Origin of the sequence: uncultured Caulobacter sp. (assembly GCF_947036865.1) — a bacterium.
GTDB lineage: Bacteria > Pseudomonadota > Alphaproteobacteria > Caulobacterales > Caulobacteraceae > Caulobacter.
Window position 1 is genome coordinate 1 of record NZ_CAMQSF010000009.1, and the last position, 22,537, is coordinate 22,537.

Annotated in this window: 21 protein-coding genes and 2 pseudogenes; 13 read left to right on the top strand and 10 right to left on the bottom strand. The window is 69.5% G+C overall.

Annotation, left to right across the window (positions count from 1 at the left end; genetic code table 11):
* From Q0V34_RS07730 to Q0V34_RS07745, 4 genes and pseudogenes are all read left to right on the top strand, one after another.
* A pseudogene (locus tag Q0V34_RS07730) lies at window positions 1–600 on the top strand (TonB-dependent receptor); the annotation flags it as partial.
* A gap of 96 nt (window positions 601–696) precedes the next feature.
* On the top strand, window positions 697–1,083 hold the full coding sequence (locus tag Q0V34_RS07735; RefSeq protein ID WP_297510171.1) for a hypothetical protein: 387 nt from the start codon (window positions 697–699) through the stop codon (window positions 1,081–1,083).
* A gap of 73 nt (window positions 1,084–1,156) precedes the next feature.
* Entirely contained in the window at window positions 1,157–1,492 is a 336-nt protein-coding gene (locus Q0V34_RS07740) for a GIY-YIG nuclease family protein (protein ID WP_297510174.1), read from the top strand.
* Window positions 1,492–2,040 carry a DUF2239 family protein gene (locus Q0V34_RS07745; RefSeq protein WP_297510177.1) on the top strand — a complete coding sequence of 183 codons (549 nt, stop codon included), beginning with the start codon at window positions 1,492–1,494 and terminating at the stop codon, window positions 2,038–2,040. Before Q0V34_RS07740 ends, Q0V34_RS07745 begins: the two co-directional genes overlap by 1 nt.
* A gap of 12 nt (window positions 2,041–2,052) precedes the next feature.
* Here Q0V34_RS07745 and Q0V34_RS07750 read toward each other — a convergent pair whose 3' ends face one another.
* Window positions 2,053–2,439 carry a VOC family protein gene (locus Q0V34_RS07750; RefSeq protein WP_297510180.1) on the bottom strand — a complete coding sequence of 129 codons (387 nt, stop codon included), beginning with the start codon at window positions 2,437–2,439 and terminating at the stop codon, window positions 2,053–2,055.
* A 66-nt stretch (window positions 2,440–2,505) separates the two neighbouring features.
* On the bottom strand, window positions 2,506–3,525 hold the full coding sequence (locus Q0V34_RS07755) for an SDR family oxidoreductase (protein WP_297510182.1): 1,020 nt from the start codon (window positions 3,523–3,525) through the stop codon (window positions 2,506–2,508).
* A gap of 135 nt (window positions 3,526–3,660) precedes the next feature.
* On the opposite strand from Q0V34_RS07755, the gene Q0V34_RS07760 reads away from it, so the two are divergent.
* The gene (locus tag Q0V34_RS07760) at window positions 3,661–5,055 is read left to right on the top strand and encodes an MATE family efflux transporter (protein WP_297510185.1); all 1,395 of its coding nucleotides are present in this window, start codon (window positions 3,661–3,663) and stop codon (window positions 5,053–5,055) included.
* Between the two features lie 111 nt (window positions 5,056–5,166).
* On the opposite strand, the gene Q0V34_RS07765 is transcribed toward Q0V34_RS07760, so the two are convergent.
* From Q0V34_RS07765 to Q0V34_RS07780, 4 genes are all read right to left on the bottom strand, one after another.
* Entirely contained in the window at window positions 5,167–6,063 is an 897-nt protein-coding gene (locus tag Q0V34_RS07765) for a cobalamin biosynthesis protein CbiG (protein ID WP_297510187.1), read from the bottom strand.
* Between the two features lie 90 nt (window positions 6,064–6,153).
* Window positions 6,154–8,145 carry a glucans biosynthesis glucosyltransferase MdoH gene (gene mdoH / locus Q0V34_RS07770; protein WP_297510190.1) on the bottom strand — a complete coding sequence of 664 codons (1,992 nt, stop codon included), beginning with the start codon at window positions 8,143–8,145 and terminating at the stop codon, window positions 6,154–6,156.
* Between the two features lie 369 nt (window positions 8,146–8,514).
* Complete coding sequence (gene kdsA, locus Q0V34_RS07775; protein WP_297510193.1) at window positions 8,515–9,366, bottom strand: 3-deoxy-8-phosphooctulonate synthase; 852 nt, start codon at window positions 9,364–9,366, stop codon at window positions 8,515–8,517.
* A 53-nt stretch (window positions 9,367–9,419) separates the two neighbouring features.
* Window positions 9,420–10,445 carry an NADP-dependent oxidoreductase gene (locus Q0V34_RS07780; RefSeq protein ID WP_297510195.1) on the bottom strand — a complete coding sequence of 342 codons (1,026 nt, stop codon included), beginning with the start codon at window positions 10,443–10,445 and terminating at the stop codon, window positions 9,420–9,422.
* 114 nt (window positions 10,446–10,559) lie between these two features.
* Here Q0V34_RS07780 and Q0V34_RS07785 point away from each other — a divergent pair, with 114 nt between their 5' ends.
* The 3 genes and pseudogenes from Q0V34_RS07785 to Q0V34_RS07795 all read left to right on the top strand — a co-directional run.
* Window positions 10,560–11,495, top strand: coding sequence for a Gfo/Idh/MocA family oxidoreductase (locus Q0V34_RS07785; protein ID WP_297510198.1), 936 nt, complete (start codon window positions 10,560–10,562; stop codon window positions 11,493–11,495).
* 155 nt (window positions 11,496–11,650) lie between these two features.
* Window positions 11,651–13,381, top strand: coding sequence for a dihydroxy-acid dehydratase (gene ilvD, locus Q0V34_RS07790; RefSeq protein ID WP_297510201.1), 1,731 nt, complete (start codon window positions 11,651–11,653; stop codon window positions 13,379–13,381).
* Between the two features lie 95 nt (window positions 13,382–13,476).
* Window positions 13,477–13,573: pseudogene (locus Q0V34_RS07795) on the top strand (hypothetical protein); the annotation flags it as partial.
* Between the two features lie 23 nt (window positions 13,574–13,596).
* On the opposite strand, the gene Q0V34_RS07800 reads toward Q0V34_RS07795, so the two are convergent.
* From Q0V34_RS07800 to xth, 3 genes are all read right to left on the bottom strand, one after another.
* Window positions 13,597–15,564 carry a potassium transporter Kup gene (locus Q0V34_RS07800; RefSeq protein WP_297510206.1) on the bottom strand — a complete coding sequence of 656 codons (1,968 nt, stop codon included), beginning with the start codon at window positions 15,562–15,564 and terminating at the stop codon, window positions 13,597–13,599.
* Between the two features lie 121 nt (window positions 15,565–15,685).
* Window positions 15,686–16,606, bottom strand: coding sequence for a hypothetical protein (locus tag Q0V34_RS07805; protein WP_297510209.1), 921 nt, complete (start codon window positions 16,604–16,606; stop codon window positions 15,686–15,688).
* A gap of 153 nt (window positions 16,607–16,759) precedes the next feature.
* Window positions 16,760–17,548 (bottom strand): exodeoxyribonuclease III, encoded by a 789-nt coding sequence (gene xth, locus Q0V34_RS07810; protein ID WP_297510211.1) that lies wholly within the window; start codon window positions 17,546–17,548, stop codon window positions 16,760–16,762.
* Here xth and Q0V34_RS07815 point away from each other — a divergent pair.
* On the top strand, window positions 17,548–17,922 hold the full coding sequence (locus Q0V34_RS07815) for a hypothetical protein (protein WP_297510214.1): 375 nt from the start codon (window positions 17,548–17,550) through the stop codon (window positions 17,920–17,922). The two genes, xth and Q0V34_RS07815, sit on opposite strands and share 1 nt — an antisense overlap.
* A 70-nt stretch (window positions 17,923–17,992) precedes the next feature.
* On the opposite strand, the gene erpA is transcribed toward Q0V34_RS07815, so the two are convergent.
* Window positions 17,993–18,325 (bottom strand): iron-sulfur cluster insertion protein ErpA, encoded by a 333-nt coding sequence (gene erpA / locus Q0V34_RS07820; RefSeq protein WP_297510217.1) that lies wholly within the window; start codon window positions 18,323–18,325, stop codon window positions 17,993–17,995.
* Between the two features lie 89 nt (window positions 18,326–18,414).
* Between erpA and Q0V34_RS07825 the strand changes: the two genes are divergently transcribed.
* The 4 genes from Q0V34_RS07825 to Q0V34_RS07840 all read left to right on the top strand — a co-directional run bounded on the left by Q0V34_RS07825 (window position 18,415) and on the right by Q0V34_RS07840 (window position 22,430).
* On the top strand, window positions 18,415–19,599 hold the full coding sequence (locus tag Q0V34_RS07825; protein ID WP_297510220.1) for a deoxyguanosinetriphosphate triphosphohydrolase: 1,185 nt from the start codon (window positions 18,415–18,417) through the stop codon (window positions 19,597–19,599).
* Between the two features lie 166 nt (window positions 19,600–19,765).
* On the top strand, window positions 19,766–20,575 hold the full coding sequence (locus tag Q0V34_RS07830) for an SPOR domain-containing protein (RefSeq protein ID WP_297510223.1): 810 nt from the start codon (window positions 19,766–19,768) through the stop codon (window positions 20,573–20,575).
* Entirely contained in the window at window positions 20,572–21,609 is a 1,038-nt protein-coding gene (nagZ, locus tag Q0V34_RS07835; RefSeq protein WP_297510226.1) for a beta-N-acetylhexosaminidase, read from the top strand. Before Q0V34_RS07830 ends, nagZ begins: the two co-directional genes overlap by 4 nt.
* Window positions 21,606–22,430 carry a ScpA family protein gene (locus tag Q0V34_RS07840; protein WP_297510229.1) on the top strand — a complete coding sequence of 275 codons (825 nt, stop codon included), beginning with the start codon at window positions 21,606–21,608 and terminating at the stop codon, window positions 22,428–22,430. Before nagZ ends, Q0V34_RS07840 begins: the two co-directional genes overlap by 4 nt.
* The last annotated feature ends 107 nt before the right edge of the window (window positions 22,431–22,537 follow it).

Consider the following 22,537-nt stretch of genomic DNA (forward strand, 5'->3'; position numbering starts at 1 on the left):
GGTCCGCCCCGCTTCGGCGGCGGTGGCGGCGGCGGCCGTTTCGGCGGCGGCGGCCCTGGCGGCCCGGGCGGTGGCGGCGGTGGTCCCCCGCCCGGCATGATCCGGCCGGGCCAGGGTCTGCTGCAGCTCTCGATCTATCACACCTGGCGCCTGTCGGACGAAGTGACCATTCGCAAGGGGCTGCCGGTTCTCGACCAGCTCAACGGCTCGGCGATCAATTCGCGCACGGGCCAGCCCAGGCACGAGGTGCAGGTCCAGGGCGGCTACTTCAAGGACGGCGTGGGCATGCGCTTCAACGCCACCTGGAGGGCCTCGACCTGGGTCGACGGCGGCTCCACGGGCGGTCAGACGCTGTACTTCTCGGACTTGGCGACCGTCGGGGTCAATCTGTTCGCCAATTTCAGCGTCCCGCAGCGCAAGAAGTGGGTCGACAAGTATCCGCTGCTGAAGGGCGTGCAGGCCTCGCTGAACTTCGAGAACCTGTTCAACGCCAAGCAGTCGGTCCACGACCAGAGCGGCGCGACGCCGCAGGCCTATCAGCGCGACTATCTCGACCCGCTGGGCCGCACGGTGCGCCTGGGCTTCCGCAAGCTGCTCTGACCAGGGCGAGGGCGGGGCGACTTCAACCCGTCCTTAAACTGTGGGGCGTACGCTGCGGGGTCTGAACGGCCGCTCCCGGCCGGATCGGAGGCTGTCATGTCCATCATGACCACGAGCACGCGGCGGACGGGCGATCACTTCGAGCCCAGCGACGCCGACCCCCAGGTCCAGCGCCGCCTGCGCGGCTATCTGGAGCAGATCGACTATACCGCGTTCGCCTCGAACAAGGCCGTGCTGGGGGCGACCGTCGGCCGCGCCGAGGGCGAACGCTTCCAGCGTCTGGCCGTCGCCGCCGCCACCGCCCGCGCCAAGTGGGTGTCGGAAGCGGCCGCGATGGTCGACGCCGGGGCCAGTCTCTCCGAGGCGCAGGTCGCCCGGCTGGCCCATCTGCGCTCGACCTATGACGAGCTGGTCTCGGTCTACGAAGCCACCCGCCGGATGGTCGAGCGGGGCTACGTCGCCTACAAGCCAAGTCAGGCTTAGCAAGACGGACTTTTATCCGGATAATATTGACTCCGGATTTTCACCCGGGCAAAAGCGCGTCCAGGAGGACCGCATGTCCGGACGCAAGGCGCTGCTGCGCCAATACAGAGAACGCAAGGTCGAGGCCGGGATCTACGCGGTGCGCTGCGCCGTGACCGGCGAGGCATGGATCGGCGCCACGCCCGATCTATCGACTCGCCAGAGCGGGATCTGGTTCTCGCTCGGCCACGGGGCGCATCGCGAGGCGAGCCTGCAAACCGCCTGGAAGACGCATGGGCCCGACGCCTTCGTGTTCGACGCGCTGGAGGTCGTCGATATCGAGGGGCTGGACCGGTTCGGGCGCGACAGCCGGCTGAAGGCGCGCCGCTCGCACTGGATCGCGGCGCTGAACGGCAAGGGGCTGATGTGATGGAAGAGCGGTACGTTGTCTTCCAAGGCCATCGGCGCGTGGCGGCTGGATCGCGCCTTGAGGCCGCGCTGGCGGCCCAGCGCCTGGCGGGCGAGGCCGGGGTGGTGATCTTCGGACCACGCGGCGGCTCCACGGATTTCGACCTGAGCGGCGGACCCGAGGCCCTGACCGCGCGCTTGGCGCCCGCCGGCGAGGCGCCGCGCGGACGCGGCCGGCCGAAGCTGGGGGTCGTCGCCCGCGAGGTCACCCTGCTGCCGCGTCACTGGGACTGGCTGGCCGGCCAGCCGGGCGGCGCGTCGGTGGCGCTGCGCAAGCTGGTCGAGGCCGCGCGTCGCGAGCAGGAAGGCCCCGATCGCGTCCGCGCGGCGCGCGAGGCGGCCTATCGCTTCGCCTCGGCGATCGGCGGCGATCTGCCGGGCTTCGAGGAAGCCATGCGCTCCCTGTTCGCCGGAGACGCGGCCGGGTTCGAGGCGCGTATCCAGGACTGGCCGCCCGATGTCGCCGATCAGCTGCGGACCTACGCCGCCGAGGCCTTTCCGGAGGCCTGACGCGGCTCGGCCTCAGGCCTTGGGCTGCAACAGGTCCCAGCGGTTGCCGTAGATATCCTCGAACACCGCCACCGAGCCATAGGCCTCGTGGCGCGGCGCCTCCAGGAACCGGACGCCGGCGGCGGTCATGCGCGCGTGATCGCCGGCGAAGTCGTCCGTATGCAGAAAGAGCCAGACGCGCCCGCCGCCCTGGCGACCGATCGCCTCGGCCTGCTCGCCGGTCGCCCGAGCCAGCAGGATGTCCGCGCCGTCAGTTCCTGGCGACACCACCACCCAGCGCTTGCCGCCGCCCATGTCGGTGTCCTCGACGAGCGTGAAGCCCACCTTGCCGACATAGAAGGCGATCGCCTCGTCATAGTCGGCGACCAGCAGGGAGACGAGGGCGACGCGGCGGGCCATGGGGCGACTCCGTTTAGGGAGCCGCCTGCATACCATGCGTCCGGGTGAGCGAGGACGGCCGCGCCGCTAGCCGCCCGTATAGCCCCCGATGATCGGCAGAATCTCGCCGGTGATGAAGCTGGCGGTCTGGGGCGAGGCCAGGAAGACATAGGCCGGGGCGATCTCCTCCGGCTGGGCGGCGCGCTTCATCGGGGTCTGGGAGCCGAACTCGGCGACCTGCGGCGCCATCTTGTCCGCAGGGTTCAGCGGGGTCCAGACCGGGCCGGGGGCCACGGCGTTGACGCGGATCCCCTTCTTGACCAGGTGCGTGGCCAGCGAGCGGGTGAAGGCGTGGATGCCGCCCTTGGTCATCGAATAGTCCAGCAGGTCCTTGTTGCCGAGCAGGCCGGTGACCGAGCCGGTGTTGATGATCGAGCCGCCGTTGGGCAGGTGCTTCACCGCCGCCTTGGCCATGTGGAAATAGCCGTAGAGGTTGGTGCGGAGCGTGCGGTCGAAGTGCTCTTCCGTCAGGTCCTCGAAGTCGGTGACGTGCTCCTGGAACGCGGCGTTGTTGACCAGCACGTCGAGGCGGCCGAGTTCCGCGACGGTCTTTTCGACCGCGCTTCGAGCGTACTCCGGGTCGGCGACGTCGCCGGGCAGCAGGATGGCGCGGCGGCCCTCCAGCTCGACGGCCAGGCGGGTCTGCTCGGCGTCCTCGTGCTCGTTCAGATAGGCGATGGCGACATCCGCGCCCTCGCGGGCGAACAGCACCGCCACCGAGCGGCCGATGCCGCTGTCGGCGCCGGTGATCAGCGCGACCTTGTCCTGCAGCTTGCCCGAGCCCTTGTAGTACGGCGCGTCGTACATCGGCTGAGGATCGAGCTTGCTTTCCTCGCCCGGCTTGGCCTGGTGCTGCCGGGGGAACGGCGGAGCGGGGTAGGGGCGGGCGCCGGCCTGCATGGCCTGGCTCTTCTGGCCCTCGTCGCCAGCGTCCTCCGATTGGAAGGAGCGCTCCTCCTTGGCGTCCAGCGGAGCCTGGATATCGCGATAGGCCTGGGCGACGCGGTCGCCGGTCTCTTCGAATTCGGGAGTCTGGGTCTCGGCCACGGCGCGGTCTCCTGTGAGAGGGGGAGCCCGGAGAACCGCTGGGGTGGCGCGATGTTCCAAGCGTCACTACATGCGGGCTTGCCTAGAAATCGGGCATGGGCCAGTTTCGCGCCCTTCTTTGACACGGGTGACCCCATGCCGCGCGACGCGGCCGAAGCGATGCTTCCGCCGAAGCGATCGCGCGGCCCGATCATGACCGACCTTCTCGAACTGCTCCGCCTGGCGGGGCCGGTCGTGCTGTCGCGCCTGGGGATCATGGTCATGGGCCTGACCGACGCGATCGTCGTCGGCCACTTCTCCGCGCGGCAGCTGGGCTTCCACGCCATGGCCTGGGCGCCGACCTCCGTGGCGGTCACCGCCACGGTCGGACTGCTGGTCGGGATCCAGGTGATGACGGCGCGCGCCATCGGGGCCGGCAATCCGCACGAGACCGGGGCGGTGCTGCGGCGCGGCCTGGTCTATTCCGGCTGGCTCGGCGTCGGCTCGGCCCTGGTCCTGGCGCTGCTGGGGCCGCTGTTCCTGCACGCGCTGGGCCTGAAGGACGGCCTCGCCGACGGCGCGACCGCGCCCTTGGTCGTCTTCTCGCTGTCCCTGCCGGTCTACGCGGTGTCGGTGGCCTTGACCTTCTGGTTGGAGGGCCTGGGCCGACCCGGTCCCGGCGCGGCGATGATGTGGCTGGCCAATCTGGTCAACCTCGGCGCCAACCTGCTGTTCGTGCCGGGAGCCTTCGGCCTGCCCGCGATGGGCGCCGTCGGCGGCGCGTGGTCGACCTTCGTCGCCCGCACGGCGCTGGCCCTGGCCCTGGGCGTCTATGTGCTGCGGATGAAGGACTCCCGGACCCTCGGCGTGTTCGACAAGCCCGCCCGCGATCGGCCCGCCGAGGTCGAGCAGCGTCGCATCGGCTACGGCGCCGGCGCGTCGAACTTCTTCGAGGTCTCGGCCTTCGCCGGCATGAACCTGGTCTGCGGCTGGATCGGCAGCCTCGCCGTGGCGGCCTACGCCGTGGTGCTGAACGTCTCGGCCATCGTCTTCATGGTGCCGCTGGGCGTGGCGACGGCGACCGCCGTGCAGGTCGGGCGGGCCTATGGCGCGCGCGATCCGGAAGGCATGAAGCGGGCGGGCTGGATCGCCTTCGCGGCGATCGCGGTGGTCGGGATCGTGTTCGGCCTGATGCTCTATCCGCTCAGGGCTTGGGTGGCGCTGGCCTATACCACCGACCCGGCCGCCCTGACCCTGATCCTGCCGGCCATGGCGCTGTCCTGCCTGTTCTTCGCGCCCGACGCGGTGCAGGTGGTGGCGGCCCAGGCGCTGCGGGCGCGGGGCGAGGTGTGGATCCCGACCGTGACCCACCTGATCAGCTACGCCCTGGTCATGGGGCCGCTGGCCTGGTGGCTGGCGATCCCCAGGGGCATGGGCCTGAACGGGGTGCTGATCTCGATCATCGTCACCAGCTTCCTGGCGGCGGCGTTCCTGGTCGGACGGTTCCGGATGCTGGACTGGCGGGATCGAAGGGCGGCCCAGAACGCGTAGCGACCGTGCCGCGTCCTCACCCTTCGACAGGCTCAGGGTGAGGACGATTGCAGACGCTTGCAGTAGAGATCCTCACCCTGAGCTTGTCGAAGGGCGAGGGTCTCGGTTCCACTAAGCCCCCAGGATCCAGCCTTCCTCCGCCTCCGCCGCCGCCAGCGCCTCGTCCGACAGCCCCTTCGGCGCGGCGAAGAGCGCGCCGAGCTTGCCGGTCTCGTCCAGCTTGGCGAAGTGCTCGGCCAGGCTGCGCACCTGGGCCAGATCCTTGACCTCGCCGGCCGACGCGGCCGCCTTGAGCAGCGACGGATAGACCTCGGCCACGACCACGGCCACGCCGTCGAGATCGGCGTCGGTCAGGGCCTTGAAGCCCGTTTCGAACGGCCACACCCGCACGGCCTCGCCGCGCGCGTCCTTCAGCCGGCGCACGGCCGGGATGCCCATGATCGCCTGACCGCCGACCGAGCCGTTGTAATAGAGCTTCCAGATCGAGTGCGCGCCCTTGGCGGCCTCGTCGGCATGGCGGAACTCCGGCAGGTCGCCCTCGCCATGCTCGCGCGCCCGCTTGGGCTGCAGGGTGGTCAGGGCGTCCTTGGGCGGGCAGCCCCAGAACGGGAAGGGGCCCCCGGTCAGGCGGCGGTTGATCTCCGAGCCGACGCCGAAGCGGTTGTTGGTGTTGTCGGCCTTGTCCTTGACCATCTTGGCCAGCTGGTCCCAGACCGCGCGCCAGGGCGTCTCGCCCGGCAAAGCCAGGGCTTGGGCCAGGCCGCGCGGGAAGCCCAGCGGGAAGTCGAAGCCGACCAGGGCCCGCTCGCCGCGCTTCTTCAGGTCGTCGAGGATGGCGGCCAGGCGCGTCTCGGCCTCGGCGCGGGTGGCGGGATTGAAGCTCTCGAAGATCAGGCGGAAGCGCACGTCGCGCTTGAGCACGCCGATCCAGATGGAGTCGGCGCCGGTGGTCGGCTTGGCCGCCGCGCTCCAGTCGACGATCACATAGGCGCTGAACAGACGCGACACGGGGCGAAGCTCCGAGAGAGAAACGAAGTCGCGCTTCTACTCTTCCGGCCGCGCCCCGGCCAGATCATCAAAGCGCTTGACGCGCCGATATCAGGCGGCGTCGCGGACCTTGGCGGTGGGGCCGATCGGCCGGCCGTCGCGGGCGAACCAGCGGATCGGCGGCTCGCAGGCCGGACCCAGGGCGGCGCGGACGATGGCCGGCGGGCGGCGTTCCTCCGGCGTCATGAACAGGCCGTTGGCCTTCAGCTTCAGGCCGGCGACCTTGTGCGCGCCCAGCATGGTCAGCGGCACGGCCAGAACCAGGCCCAGCAGGATCGGGGCGGTCGAGGTGAAGAGGTCCGGCGTGAACCAGAACACCGAGGCCAGGATCAGTCCGGTGACGCTGATCCAGCCCATGGCGGCCGAGGCCTCCTTGAAGCTGACCTTGTCGGCGTCGCGACGCTGGGTGGCCCAGCCGCCGACCTTGCCGGCCAGGATCTCGACGATGGCCCGGGTCTGGGTGAACATCAGCATCGGGGCCACGAGGGCCGAGAGCAGCATCTCGATCGCCAGGCCGGCGGCCACGCGGCGCTTGCCGCCGAAGCCCTTGATCTCCTGCTTGCGCGAGAAGACCAGGATCGAGCCCATGATCTTGGGCCCGAACAGCAGCAGGAAGGTGATGATCATCGCCCAGGCGGTGGCCTGGATCTCGCGCCAGTCGATCAGGGCGTGGGCGGCGGCCTGCAGGTCGGCCATGGTGAAGGCGGCCTTCTTCAGCTCGGGCATCAGCGCGCGCGAGGTGACGCCCGCCGACAGCGCCACGAACCACAGCGGCGACAGGGCGTAGCTGAGCACGCCGATCACCAGGTGCATCCGGCTCATCCAGTGCAGGCCGGGCAGGGCGACCAGCGGCACATGCTGGATATTGCCCCGGCACCAGCGCCGGTCGCGGGTGGCGAAGTCCAGCAGGTTCGAGGGGCTCTCCTCGTAGGAGCCCTCCAGATAGGGGGCCAGGTGCACGCTCCAGCCGCCGCGGCGCAGCAGGGCGCTTTCGAGGGCGTCGTGGCTCATCACCTCGCCGCCGAACGGCTTGGGGCCGGCGAGGTGCGGCAGGCCGCAGGTCTCGGCGAAGGCGCGGGTGCGCACGATGGCGTTGTGGCCCCAGAACGAGCTCTCGCTTCCCGACCACCACGCCAGGCCCGTCCAGGCGACGCGGCCGTAGAGGCGCGTGGCGAACTGCAGGGTGCGGGCGAAGATCGTCTGGCCGTTGATGATCATCGGCATGGTCTGGATCAGGCCGGCGCCCGGGTGACGCTCCATGGCGTCGGCCAGGCGGACCATGGCCTCGCCGGTCATCAGGCTGTCGGCGTCCAGCACCAGCATGTGCTCGTAGGCGCTGCCCCACCGGCGGACCCAATCGGCGACGTTGCCGGCCTTGCGGCCCGTGTTTTCCTTGCGGATCCGATAGTAGACGTTGCTGTGCGCCTCGCGGCGGAAGCGGGCGAAGCAGGCCTGCTCGGCCAGGGCCACCTGGGCGTCGCGGGTGTCGCTGAGCACGAAGATGTCGAAGTGCCGGCTCATGCCGGTCTCGGCGATCGAGGCGTCCATGGCGCGAAGGCGCGCGAAGACGGCGGCGGCGTCCTCGTTGTGCACCGGCATCAGGATGGCGGTGCGGGTGTGCAGCTTGGGCATCGGGGCCGCGCCGTCGATGCCGAGCGGGTCCTTGGGTTTGCCCAGCAGGATCACGAAACCGGCCACGGCGGTGCAGAACCACAGCGACAGGGCCAGGAACAGCGGGGCCAGCAGGGTCAGAACGACCGCCTCCAGCCGGGTCACGCCGCCCAGCGCGATAGTGTCGTAGCTGGCCTTCCAGCCGGCGAAGCCCATGGCGAGCGTGGCCAGGGCGATGATCCAGCGGCGCAGCGTCATGTTGGCGACCAGCGCGGTGGCCCGGCGCGGACCGCCTTGCCAGAAGCCCAGGGGCTGGACCGGCATGGCCAGGGGCACTTCGGCGGGGATCTCGACCGTATCTCGGCGAACAACCTGATCGAGGGTCACGCTCGTGGAGGAGCGCACGTCGAAGAGGGAGGAGCGATCGCTCATGTCGTCAGATCTCGGAATGATCCGGCGCGGAGATCCGCCGGTTGGGACCTACAGTAAAACCTCGATCACAAATTCGCTACCGGAAATCACGCGGATTTCGCAGTTGCGAGAAAAAAGTCGGGCGGGACGGAGCTCGCCGCTGGCGGGAAGTCGTCGGAACCCATGGATTCCAGGGCTTTCCCTAAACTGACTTGCTGTTCGGCGCGCCGACAGCGGCGGTCGCGGGGCGGGTGGAGCATGCGCGTGCTCGCCCCGAAGGCGAAGACCACGCCCGTCTAGCGCTCGCCTCGGCGCGACTCGGCGGCCGCGAACGCGCGCGCGCGGCTCTCCGGCCTCACGCACGATCACGGCCTCGCGAGCGGCGAGAGTCTAGGCGCGCACCGCCGCGTGCAGCGCCTTCAGCGTCTTCAGCAGGGCCGCCGCGCCGTCCAGAGGCAGGCAGCTGGGGCCGTCGCACAGGGCGCTGTCCGGGTCGGGATGGAACTCCAGGAACACCGCGTCCGCGCCCGCGGCGATCGCGGCCTTGGCGATGATCGGCACGCCGGCGCGGCGTCCGCCGGTCGAGGCGCCGCCGGTGCGCGGATCGGCGCCCGGCAGCTGCACGGCGTGGGTGGCGTCGATGCTGACCGGCGCGCCCAGGCGGCGCATCTCCTCGATGCCCAGCATGTCGACCACGAGGTTGTTGTAGCCGAACGAGGAGCCGCGCTCGCACAGCACGATCTCGACGCCGGGCGCGGCCTCGCGCGACTTGTCGATGATGTTCTTGCAGTCCCAGGGGGCGATGAACTGGGCCTTCTTGACGTGAAGGATGCCCTCCTGAGCGGCGGTCGCGCGGGCGGTGGCGACGATCAGGTCCGTCTGGCGGCACAGGAAGGCGGGGATCTGCACGAGGTCGGCGACGGCCGCGACGGGCTCGGCCTGGTAGGGCTCGTGCAGGTCGGTGGCGATCGGCGCGTTCAGCTGGCGCTTGACCTCGGCCAGCATTTTCAGGCCCTCGTCCAGGCCCGGGCCGCGATAGCTCTTGATCGACGAACGGTTGGCCTTGTCGAAGCTGGCCTTGAACACATAGGGCAGGGCGAGCTCGGCGCAGACCGCCTTCAGCTCGCGGCCGACCTCGAGCGCCAGGTCCAGGTTCTCCAGAACGTTCAGGCCGGCGATCACCGCCAGCGGCTGGCCGTCGCCGATCGAGAGGTTCCAGCGCTTGAGGTGGGCGACGGGCATTTGAATCTCCTGGGGGCGGACGGTGGTCATCTACCCCCAGGAGATGTCGGGAACTAGCCCAGTTTGACCAGCATCTTGCCCAGGTTCTCGCCGGTGAAGAGCTTGAGGAACGCGTCGGGCGCGCGCTCGACGCCGTCCTCGACGGTCTCCTTCCAGGTGATCTTCCCGGCCTTGATCCACTCGGCCATGTCCTTGGCGAATTGCGGGAACAGGTCGGCGTGGTTCGAGACGATGAAGCCCTCCAGGCGCAGGCTCTTGCCCACGGCCTGGATGATGTTCGGCGGGCCTTCCGGCTTACCGGTCTCGTTGTATTGCGAGATCATGCCGCACAGGGCGAAGCGGGCGAACGGACGGGCCGAGTTGATCGCCGCTTCCAGGTGCACGCCGCCGACGTTCTCGAAATAGACGTCGATACCCTTGGGCGCGACCTTGGCCAGTTCGGCCACGACGTCCGGCGTGGCCTTGTAGTCGATGACGTGATCGACGCCGATCGACTTCAGGAAGGCGACCTTCTCGGACCCGCCGGCCGAGCCGATCACGGTGTGGCCCTTCAGCTTGGCGATCTGGCAGACGACCGAGCCCACCGCGCCGGCGGCGGCCGAGACGAAGACGACGTCGCCGTCCTTCAGCGCCGCGATGCGCAGCAGGCCGACATAGGCGGTGAGGCCGGGCATGCCGACCACGCCCAGGAACGCCTGGGGCGGCAGGCCGTGCGTCTCGATCTTGGTAATCGCGCCGAGGCCGCCGCCGGCCAGGGCCTTGGGATGGGCGTTGTAGTATTCCCGCCAGCCGAACATCGAATTGACGATGTCGCCCGGCTTGAAGTCCGGATCGTTGGAGGCGACGACCTGGCCGATCGCGCCGCCCTGCAGGGCCTGGCCCAGCTGGAACGGGGGCACGTAGCTGGGGCGATCATACATGCGGCCGCGCATGTAGGGATCGACCGACATCCACAGGTTCTTGACCTGGATCTCACCGTCGCCGGGCGCGGGCAGGTCGACGCTGGCCAGTTCGAAGTCCGACGCCTGGGGCATGCCGACGGGGCGGCTCTTGAGGCGGATTTCGCGCGAGGTGGTCATGAGGGTCCTCCCTGTTCGGCGTTGAGCGCCGCCGGTTCAAACGGATGTTTAGCGCGCCCTTACGCAAGTCTCCAGTGCTTCTAAGCGCCCCCAAAGCGCGGTAGACAGCCGGCCATGACTCAAGCGCGCTCTCCTGCTTCTCCGCTTCGGGCCGGCGTCGTCGGCGCCGGGGTGTTCGGCGGCTATCACGCCAAGAAGTACGCAGAGCTAGAGGGCGTCGCGCTCGTGGGCGTCTACGATATCGACCTCGCCCGCGCCGAGGCGCTGGCCGGGTCGCTGGGCGCACGGGGCTTCGACGACCTGGACGCCTTCCTGGCCGCTGTCGACGTGGTCACGGTCGCCGCGCCGGCGGTGCACCACGCCGCGCCGGCCCTGGCGGCGTTGAAGGCCGGCAAGCCGGTCTATTCGGAAAAGCCTCTGGCCGTGACCCCGGAGGACGCCGACAGGATGGTCGCCGCCGCCGCCAAGGCCGGGCTGCCGCTGGCCTGCGGCCATCAGGAGCGCGTGGTGTTCCAGGCCATGGGCCTGCTCGACATTCCCGAACAGCCGCTGCGCCTGGAGGCGGTGCGCCGCGGCACGCCGTCCGACCGCAATCTCGACGTCTCGGTGGTGCTGGACCTGATGATCCACGACATCGACCTGGCGCTCGCGCTCTGCGACGGCGAGCCGATCGCCGTGGAAGGCGAGGGGGCGATCACCCGTTCGACCTCTCTGGACTGGGTCAAGGCCGAGGCCACCTTCGACAACGGCTTCACGGCCGTGTTCGACAGCTCCCGCGTCGCCGAGGCCCGCGAGCGGACGATGAAGGTCGTCTATCCGTCGGGCGAGGTCGAGATCGACTTCCTGCAGCGCACCTTCCGCAACACCACGCCCTATCCGCTGATCGAGAACTTCACCGAGACCCCGGCCGGCAAGGACCCCCTGGGCCTGTCGGTGGCCGGCTTCCTGGCGGCCGTTCGGGGCGAAGCGCCCCGGCCGGTGGTGACCGGCGAGGAGGCGGCGCGAGCGCTGGATCTCGCGCTGGCGGTGGAACAGGCGGTCGAAGGGTGAAGGGTCTGATCGTGCGCCCTGGTCGCTTAAGGACGGTTCGGCCGCAAGGAAAATCCGCGTTCACGACGCTTCTTCGGTAAAAACTGGGCGCGAAACTCTTCCGCCGAACTCCGCCATGGGCTAAGCCCGGCGCTCGTATTTCGAAGGGCGTTGCCATGACCAAGAAACCCGACGGCACCTGGGACAAGTCGAACCTGCCCAGCCGCCACGTGACCGAGGGGCCGGCCCGGGCGCCGCACCGCTCGTACTACTACGCCATGGGTCTTGGCACGCGCGACATCGCCCAGCCGTTCGTCGGCGTAGCCTCGTGCTGGAACGAGGCGGCGCCCTGCAACACCGCCCTGAACCGTCAGGCCGCCGCGGTGGCCGACGGGGTCAAGCGGGCCGGCGGCACGCCGCGTCAGTTCAACACCATCACCGTGACCGACGGCATCGCCATGGGCCACGAGGGCATGCGCAGCTCGCTGGCCAGCCGCGACGTGATCGCCGACTCGGTCGAGCTCTCCATGCGCGGCCACGGCTATGACGCTCTCGTCGGCCTGGCGGGGTGCGACAAGAGCCTGCCCGGCATGATGATGGCCATGCTGCGCCTGAACGTGCCGAGCGTGTTCCTGTATGGCGGTTCGATCCTGCCCGGCCGCCTGGACGGCAAGGACATCACCGTGCAGGAGGTCTTCGAGGCCGTCGGCCAGTTCGCGGCCGGCGCGATCAGCGAGGAGCGCCTCTGCCAGGTCGAGAAGCACGCCTGTCCGTCCGACGGCGCTTGCGGCGGCCAGTTCACCGCCAACACCATGGCCTGCGTGTCCGAAGCGATCGGCCTGGCTTTGCCGCTGTCGTCGGCCCTGCCGGCGCCGTACACCGACCGCGACGCCTATGCCGTGGCCTCGGGCGAGGCGGTGATGCGGCTGATCGAGCAGAACATCCGCCCGCGCGACATCTGCACCCGCAAGGCGTTCGAGAACGCCGCCGTCGTGGTGGCCGCGACCGGCGGCTCGACCAACGGCGCCCTGCACCTGCCGGCCATGGCGCATGAGTGCGGCATCGAATTCACCCTCAAGGACGTGGCCGAGATCGCCGCCCGCACGCCCTACATCGCCGACCTGAAGCCCGGCGGCCGCTACGTGGCCAAGGACATGGGCGAGGCCGGCGGCGTGCCGATGCTGCTCAAGACCCTGCTGGACGCCGGCCTGCTGCATGGCGACTGCATGACCGTCACGGGCAAGACCCTGGCCGAGAACCTGGCCGACGTGGTCTGGCGCGACGATCAGGACGTGATCCGCCCGGTCTCCAACCCGCTGTCGCCGACCGGCGGAGTCGTCGGCTTGTGGGGCTCGCTGGCCCCCGACGGCTGCATCGTCAAGGTGGCGGGCCTGAAGCACCAGACCCATCGCGGCCCGGCCCGGGTGTTCGATGGCGAGCAGGCCTGTTTCGAGGCGGTCAGCAACCGCGACTACAAGGAGGGCGACGTGCTCGTAATCCGCTACGAGGGGCCCAAGGGCGGTCCGGGCATGCGCGAGATGCTGTCGACGACGGCGGCGCTGTACGGCCAGGGCGTGGAGAACATCGCCCTGATCACCGACGGCCGGTTCTCGGGCGCCACGCGCGGTCTCTGCATCGGTCACGTGGGGCCGGAAGCGGCCGTCGGCGGCCCGATCGCTCTGGTCAAGGACGGCGACATCATCGCCATCGACGCCCAGGCGGGCACGATCGAGCTGGAGGTCGACGCCGACGAGCTGGCCCGGCGCAAGGCCGAATGGACCCCGCGCACGACCAATTACAACAGCGGCGCGATCTGGAAGTTCGCCCAACTGGTCGGCCCGGCCCACCTGGGCGCGGTGACCCACCCCGGCGCGGCGGCCGAGACCCACGTCTATATGGACCTGTAGGTCTCCCTCGCGCTCGCGAACGAAAAGGCCGCCGCCCGGGCTGGGCGGCGGCCTTGTTGTTTGGTCGCTGAGCGCTCACGGCCTTCGCGGAAGCCGTCCTCGCCCTTCGACAGGCTCAGGGTGAGGACGACTGTCGGGCCCCTGGCGCAAAATCCTCATCCTGAGCCTGTCGAAGGACGAGGATTTCCGTCCGAACCAGGGTCCGGGTCGCGCCGCTACAGGCTGACCTGCGTTCCCAGCTCCACGACCCGCCCCGGCGGCAGGTGGAAGAAGGTGGTCGGGTCGGCGGCGTTGCGCGTCAGGAAGGTGAACAGCTTGCGCTTCCAGGCGGGCAGGGCGTCCTGGGCCACCGACGGCACCACCGTTCGGCGGCTGACGAAGAACGACGTCGACATGATGTCGAACTTCAGGCCCTGCTTGCGGCACACCGCCAGCGCCTTGGGCAGGTTCGGGCTCTCCATGTAGCCGTAGTGCAGGGTGACCAGCCAGAACCGCTCGTCCAGCTTCTGGGTCTCGATGCGCTGTTCGTCGGCGACATACGGCGTGGTCTCGTTGACCACGCGAAGCAGCACGTTGCGCTCGTGCAGCACCTTGAAGTGCTTGAGGCTGTGCATCAGGGCCGGCGGCGTCGTGTCCGGGTCGGCGGTCAGGTAGACGGCGGTGCCGGGCGTCGAGGCGGCCGGCCGGCGGGCGATCATCTCGCGGAAGTCGGCGAAGGGCAGGCCGTCCTTGCTGAGCTTGGCGCGCAGACGCTCGGTCGCCGTGACGAAGATCGACATCAACAGGCAAAGGCCCGCGCCGAGGGCCAGCGGCGCCCAGCCGCCGGTCAGCACCTTCAAGAGGTTGGCGACGAAGAAGGTCAGGTCCAGGGCCAGCAGCGGCACGATCAGGGCCAGGGCGGCCCACAGGCTCCACTTCCACACATGACGCACGACGATGAAGGCCAGCATGGTCGTGACGACCATCGTGCCCGTGACCGAGATGCCGTAGGCGTGGGCCAGGGCGCTGGACGAGCGGAACGACAGCACCACCAGCACCACGCCGACGAACAGCAGCCAGTTGATCGGCGCGACATAGATCTGGCCGGCTTCGGTGGTCGAGGTGATCTTGATGTCCATGCGGGGCAGCAGGCCCAGCTGGATCGCCTGCTGGGTCAGCGAGAAGGCGCCGGTGATCACCGCCTGGCTGGCGATGACCGTGGCCAGGCCCGAGAACAGCACCAGCCCGAAGCGCCACTGATGGGGGGCCATCAGGAAGAACCAGTCGGCGTTGGGCAGGGCATGGCCCGCGGCCTCGGCGGCCGCCAGGGCCTTGGAGGCCAGCGCGGCCTGGCCGAAATAGTTCAGAGCCAGCATCGGCAGGGCCAGGCTGAACCAAGAGAACTGGATCGGCCCCCGCCCGAAGTGGCCCATGTCGGCGGTCAGGGCCTCGGCGCCGGTCACGGTCAGGAACACCGCGCCCATGACCATGAAACCGGTCAGGCCGTGATGGGTCAGGAAATAGACGGCGTAGGTCGGCGACAGGGCCGCCAGCACGCTGGGATCGTCCTTGATGTGCCACACGCCCATCGCGCCCAGGCACAGGAACCAGGCGACCATGACCGGGCCGAAGACGCCGGCCACCTTGGCCGTGCCCTTGGCCTGGAAGGTGAAGAGGGCGGTCAGGATCACCAGGCTGGTGATGATCACCTCCTGGGTGCCGAACCAGCCGTCGAAGCCGCGCACCGACTTTAGGCCCTCGACGGCCGACAGGACCGAGATGGCGGGCGTGATCACGCCGTCGCCATAGAACAGCGCCGCGCCGATCGCGCCGAGCGCGAAGATCAGGCGGGTGCGGCCCGCCGCGCCCTGCTGGGCCAGGGCCATCAGCGACAGCACGCCGCCTTCGCCCTTGTTCGAGGCGCGCATCAGGAAGAGGACGTATTTGACCGTCACCACCAGGATCAGCGCCCAGAGCGCCAGCGACAGCACGCCCATGATTTCCGCCCGCACCAGGCCGTCGCGGGCGGCTTCGGCCAGCGCGTCGCGGAAGGCGTAGAGGGGGCTGGTGCCGATGTCGCCGAACACGACGCCGACGCTGCCCAGCGCCAGCGGCCAGAAACGCGAGCTCGCGTGGCCGTGGTGGGAGGTCTGCGATGTCGGGGAAACGGTGTCGGACGCGGCGAGGGGGTCTTTACCCGCCATGGGGGCTCGAGGCTCCAAAGCGCCGGTTCAGGACCGGCGGCGGCGCTTTACGCCCGCCGCTGCGTCGCAGCAATGGAAAAAATTGACGCGGCGGGCGGCCATGCCGAAAGCGTGATCCGGCTCAATCATCGAACGGCAGCTCGTCCTGGTCGCTGGCGGTTTCCCGGCGCGCCTTGGAAACCGGCTTATAGGCGGGTTGTGGCGGCGGCTCGGGGTTCGCGGCGCGGTCGTCTTCGTCCCAGGGCGGATCGTCGAAACCTTCGAGCGGAAGGGCCGGCGCGGCCGGCGGGCGCGCGGGGGGCGGCGCGGTTGGACGCGACGCGGGCGAAGCTCGGCGCGCTTCGCTGAACGACGATCGACGCGCCAGCGGCGGCGGCGTGTCGGGCAGGGGCGGAGGCGGGGTGTCGAAATCGTCGTCGTCGTCCTCGAAGTCGTCGACGGTTTCGGGTACTGGCGGCGGCGCGGTCCGCGCGGCGACCACCGGCTCGGCGACGACCGTCGCGGAGGGGCGCGGCGGCAGCGGGCGGCGCACGATCGCCTCGCAGCGGGCCAGCCAGCGATTGGCCTCCTGCATCAGCTCGGCCGGCGAGCGGCTCTCGCGCCGCTGCTCGTCGCCGGGCGCCCAGAGGTCGAGCCTGAAGTCGGGGTGGCGGGGATCGTCGAAGATCAGCCGCAGAGTGACCGTCTGGGCCTGGGGCGCGACATGGTCGATGGCCCGGCGGCCCTCCCCACGGAAAACACGCCCCATCACCTGGCCGTCGACCACCAGCTCCGCGCCGATCAGCTCGTCCAGGCGATAGATCAGGCACCAGGCGCCGCGATCCCAGGCGACGGCCAGGAGGTTGGTGTCGAACGAGAAGCCCGCGCCGCGTCCGCGGCCGCGCGCGACGACGACGCCCTCCGGCTCGCTCTTCAGGACATTGCGCAGGGCCCGGCGGATGCGCCGGTCCTCGTCGCCGTACCAGATGGCCAGGCTGCCCAGGAACGTCACCGCCGAGCCGGCGATGGCCACGAACAGCAAAAGACGCGCGAGCTCGCTCATGGCCACGCAGGCTAGCGGGAGTCCTGATTCCCCAACAGTGGGCCACTAGAGCCTGACTGTTTCGAATGGGATCATTCGAAACAGACGGGCTCGGTCTCTAACATCTAGAGCGTGCTAGCCGCCGAAACCGCTCACACTTTCGGCTATCACGCTCTAGTCGCGGAAGTGGCCGACCACGGGGACGTGGTCCGACGGCTTTTCCTTGTCGCGCTCGTCGCGGTGGATGACGAGACCGGTCAACCGATCGGCGGCCTGCGGCGACAGCAGCAGGTGGTCGATGCGGATGCCGAGGTTCCTCTGCCAGGCGCCGGCCTGGTAGTCCCAGAAGGTGTAGCCGCCCGGCGATCCGTCGGCCTGCATGTAGGCGTCGGCGAGGCCCAGGTTCTTCAAGGCCCGGAAGGCCGCGCGGCTCTCCGGTTGGAACAGGGCGTCGCCCGTCCAGGCCTCGGGATTGGCGACGTCCTCGGGCTCGGGGATGACGTTGTAGTCGCCGGCGATGACCAGCGGCTCCTCGAAGGCCAGCAGCGCCCGGGCATGGGCGTGCAGGCGGCGCATCCAGGCCAGCTTGTAGGCGAACTTCTCCGTGCCGATCGGATTGCCGTTGGGCAGATAGATGCCGACGACCCGGAACGGGACCGGCGCGGCAATCACCGCCTCGACATAGCGCGCCTGCTCGTCGACCTCGTCCTCGGACAGGAAGGGCAAGCCCTTGCGGACGTCCTCGACGGGGAATTTCGACAGCAGCGCCACGCCGTTATAGGTCTTCTGGCCGTGGACCACGACATTATAGCCAAGCCTTTCAAAGGCTTCGGCCGGGAATTTCTCGTCGACGCACTTGATCTCCTGCAGCACGGCGACGTCCGGCGCTTCTGATTCGAACCACGCCAGCACGCCTTCCAGGCGAGCGTTGATCGAATTGACGTTCCAGGTGGCTATACGCATTGACGGCTCCAAACTGCGGCGGGAGGCTAGAGGCCATGAAGGTCGCGCTCAAGTCGGGCGGTAAACCCATCGATCGCGCGCAGCTGGCGTTGATGGCGCTGGCGACGGGCGTCTGCCTGGCGTTCGCGGTGCTGGGCGGCGTGATGGCGATCTTTACGCCGCTGGTCTTCGACCGCGTCGGCAATCGGCTCAACCCGATCGCCTGGCTGGGCTTCGCCTTCGCCGCCTCGTTCTGGGCGGTGTGCCTGCTGGCGCCGCTGGCCGGCTGGATCCTGTGGCGCAAGGGCGCGACGCCGCTGGCTTGGGCCGCGATGGCCGTGCCCCTGGCCTGGGGCGCCGTGGCGTTGACCCTGCTGCAGTTCGTGCCGGCTTAAGGGGCGGGAAGGGTAAGCAATCTCCCTTCCCCCTCGATGGGGGAAGGGCGGGTATGGCGGTGATGCGCCCTCAGATCGAAAAGCTCACCCCGCAGCCGCAGCTGGACTTGGCGTTCGGGTTCCTGACCCGGAACTCCGCCCCGGCCAGCTCGTCGACGAAGTCGATCTCCGAGCCCTTCAAGAGCGCCAGGGAGACGACGTCCACCAGGGCCGCCGCGCCGTCGCGCTCGACCTTGAGGTCGTCGTCCTCGACGCTATCCACCAGATCGAAGCGGTACTGGAAACCCGAGCAGCCGCCGCCGTCGACGGCGACGCGCAGCATCAGGGGGCGGCCCTCGCTGGCGGCGATGGCCTTGATCCGCCGGGCGGCGTTTTCGGAAAGCGTTAAGTCGGCTTGGGTCATGGGCTGTGGAAAACTTACCTTCGGACTATATGAGGGCGTCGCGGCCTCTTCGGAAGAGGCCAAATCGTCCAAGGCGATAAAGGCGGTTCATGAGCCAGGCTTCGTATTTCGTTCCCCGCGCGCCCTATGCCGAGGATCCCTTCAGGTCGAAGGGGCGCCGCTTCAAGGAGGACGAAAGCCGTACGCGCACGCCGTTCGCCCGCGATCGTGACCGCATCATCCACACCTCGGCCTTCCGCCGGCTGAAGGAAAAGACCCAGGTGTTCGTGGCGCACGAGGGCGACAATTTCCGCACCCGCCTGACCCACTCGCTGGAAGTGGCCCAGGTGGCTCGCTCTCTGGCCACCGCGCTGGGCCTGGACGCGGATCTGGCCGAAACCATCGCTTTGGCTCATGACCTCGGCCATCCGCCGTTCGGCCACGCCGGCGAGGACGAGCTCGAGATCCAGATGCGGCCCTATGGCGGCTTCGACCACAACGTCCAGACCTTCCGGGTCGTGACCGAGCTGGAGCATCGCTATCCGGACTTTCTCGGTCTCAACCTGACCTGGGAGACCCTGGAGGGGATCATCAAGCACAACGGTCCGGTGACCAACAAGCTGGGCAAGCCGTCGTGGAAGGCGATCTCGAAGTACGACAACGAGTACGAGCTGGGCCTGGACGGCTGGGCCTCGGCCGAGGCCCAGGTCGCGGCCCTGGCCGACGACATCGCCTACAACAACCACGACGTCGACGACGGCGTCACCGCCGGTCTCTTCACGCTCGACGAACTGATGGACGTGCCGCTGATCGGCCCGATCCTGGCCGCGGTGAAGAGCGAGCGCCCCGAGCTCGACCCGCGCCTGACTCACCTGGAAGCCGTGCGGCGCATGATCGGGGCCATGGTCGACGATGTGATGGGCGAGACCCTGCAGCGGGCCGCCGCCAGCGGCGTCGCCTCGGCCGACGAGGTTCGCGCCCTCGACCACGCCCTGGTCGCCTTCTCGCCGGACATGGCCGAGGACCTGGCCCGGCTGCGCGCCTTCCTCTACGAGCGCATGTATCGCCACTGGCGGGTCAATCGCACGCGCAGCCAGGCTCGCCGCATTCTGAGCGAAATGTTCGCGCTCTTCTTGAAGGAGCCGGAGGTCCTGCCGACCGTCTGGTTCGCCAAGTCGCAGAACCGCGACGAAGCCGGCCGAGCCCGCGTGGTCTGCGACTATATCGCGGGCATGACGGACCGCTTCGCGATAGAAGAGCACCGCAAGCTGTTCCATCTCGACGTCTGGAACTAGATTCTCGACGCGCGGCGCGAACGGCTTATCGTCTGCCACCTGAGCGGGGCGGGCGCTTCTGAGACGGGCCGGCGTTGGGTAACCTCGTGTCGCGCGCGTCTGATTCGATGCGTTCGATCCGTGCGTCCACAGTTCTGGGCGCAAGAGTATCTGGAGCCTGCCTGAGATGTCCGATCCGCACCGCGGGGCCTATACGCCGCCCACCGACGCGCCGCTGTCGTTCGACGCGCGTCAGCCCGTGCGCGGGGCGCGCCCGTTGCCCATGACCCTGATCATCAGCGCGGTGGTGCTGGTGACGCTGGTGGTGGCCGTGGTCATGATCTATCGCGGCGGCGTGCGCGGACCCAACGAGCCGCCGCAGGCCGTCGGGACCGAGGTCGCCCAGATGAAGACCCCGCCGCCGGCCGGCAGCCAGCCGAAGGACCCCGCCGCGGGTCTGCAAATCTATCACAACGACGAGCCGCAGCCGTCGGCGACCTTCGCGCCGCCGCCCGAGGCCCCGCAGGCGCGTCCCACCGCGCCGGTGAACGCCACGCCGGTCGAGACCGCCGCGCTGCCCGCCGCCAAGCCGGCCGCCGCCGCGCCGGCCCCGACGATCGAGTCTCTGGCCACCGCCGCCAACGCCGGCGTCCGTCCCGCCGCCAAGCCCGTCCAAGTGGCGCAAGCCGCGCCGACCAAACCCGTCGCCGCACCGGTGACGACCGCCGCCGCGCCCAAGCCGGTCGCGTCCGCCACCGGCGCCGCCTCGGTGCAGATCGGGGCGCTGTCCTCGCCCGCCCTGGCCGACAAGGCCTGGGCCGACGCCGTGCGCCTGGCCCCGAGCCTCGCCGCCGGCAAGGGCAAGAAGGTCGAGACCGTCGACAAGAACGGCGTGACCCTCTACCGCACCTCGGTGACCGGCTTCGCCACCCGCGAGGCGGCCAAGGCCTTCTGCGAGGCGATCGCCGCCTCGGGCAAGTCCTGCTTCGTCAAGTGAACCTGCTGATGGGCGCCCCCTCCGCCGCCATCCTCGGCTGCGCCGGAACCACGCTGACGGCCGAGGAGGTCGCGTTCTTTCGGGACGTGAAGCCCTGGGGCTTCATCCTGTTCAAGCGCAACATCGCCGACCCCAACCAGGTCCGCGCCCTGACCGCGGCTTTGCGCGAGACGGTCGGACGCCCCGACGCGCCGATCCTGATCGACCAGGAGGGCGGCCGGGTCGCGCGCCTGCAGCCGCCGCATTGGCGCGTCTATCCACCGGGCCGCGCCTATGGCGAACTGGTCGCCAACGATCCCCTGACGGCTCGCGAGATCACCCGCTTGGGCGCGCGCCTGATCGCCCACGATCTGTTGTCGCTGGGCATCAATGTCGACTGCGTGCCGGTGCTGGATGTCCCCGATCCCAAGGGCCACGAGATCATCGGCGACCGGGCCTATGGCGACACGCCCGAGCAGGTGGCGACGCTGGGCCGGGCGGCGGCGGAAGGGCTTCTGGCCGGCGGCGTCCTGCCGATCATCAAGCACATCCCCGGCCACGGCCGCGCCATGGCCGACAGCCACCTGGAACTGCCGGTGGTCAAGGCCAAGCTGGCGGAGCTGGACGCCCGCGACTTCGCGCCGTTCCGCGTGCTGTCCGACATGCCGATGGCGATGACGGCGCACGTCGTCTACACGGCCATCGACCGCAAGAACCCGGCGACGACCTCCAAGAAGGCCATCAAGAAGATCATTCGCGAATCCATCGGCTTCGACGGGCTTCTGATGAGCGACGACCTGTCGATGAAGGCGCTGTCCGGCGACTTCCGCCAGCGCGCCAAGGACAGCCTCGCGGCCGGCTGCGACGTCGTCCTGCACTGCAACGGCGACAGGGACGAGATGAAGGCCGTGATGGCCGGCGTCGGTCGGATGTCCAAGGAGGCCCGCCGGCGGGCTCAGGCCGTCATGGGGCGGCTGGTCAAGGTTCCGGAACCCTTCGACGTCGCCGAGGCCCGCGCCCGCTTCGACGCCGCGTTCGACGGAAAGTACGCTTGAACACGGGCTTCCAGCCGACCTTCGACTTCGAAGCCGCCGAGGAGGCGGCCGAGGACGGCGCGGCGCTGGTCATCGACATCGAGGGCTACGAAGGTCCGCTGCACGTGCTGCTGGCGCTCGCGCGCAGCCAGAAGGTCGATCTGCTGCAGCTGTCGATCACCCGGCTGGCCGAGCAGTATCTGGCCTTCGTGCAGCAGGCGCGGCGCGTGCGCTTCTCGCTGGCCGCCGACTATCTGGTGATGGCGGCCTGGCTGGCCTACCTCAAGTCCCGCCTGCTGCTGCCCAAGCCCGAGCGCGCCAAGGCCGAGGAGCCGCCCGCCGAGGAAATGGCCGCCCAACTAGCCTTCCGCCTCGCCAAGCTGGACGTGATGCGCAAGGCCGTCGAGGCCCTGAAGGAACGTCCGATCCTGGGCCGCGATGTCTTCATGCGCGGCGATCCCGAGGCGGTCAGGATCGTCTCCTCGACGCGCCTGGAAGGCGACCTCTACGGGCTGATGAGCGCCTATATCGAGCAGCGCAAGCGCGAGCACAGCCGCCACTACGCGCCACGCCCGCCGACCGCCTATCCGCTGGAGGACGCGCGTGATCGCTTGCGGGGGCTGCTGCCGCGCATGACGGACTGGACCGTGCTCTCGACCGTGGCGCCGATCGAGCGGGTTCTGGAGGAGGACGACGGCCCGTCGCCGGCGTCGTACCTGGCCTCGACGCTGTCGGCCTCGCTGGAGCTGGTCAAGGAAGGCGTGCTGGAAGCGCGCCAGCTGGAGGCCTTCTCCGACATCTATCTGCGAACGAGGGCGGAGCCGCTGGAGGTCGAGGCGTGAAGCCTACCCCCCGTCCGTTCTCCCCGGCGAACGCCGGGGTCCAGATCGAACCCACGCCCGGCCGACGGGTTGAAGGGGCGCATCTCGGATCATTCCTGGTCGGTCAG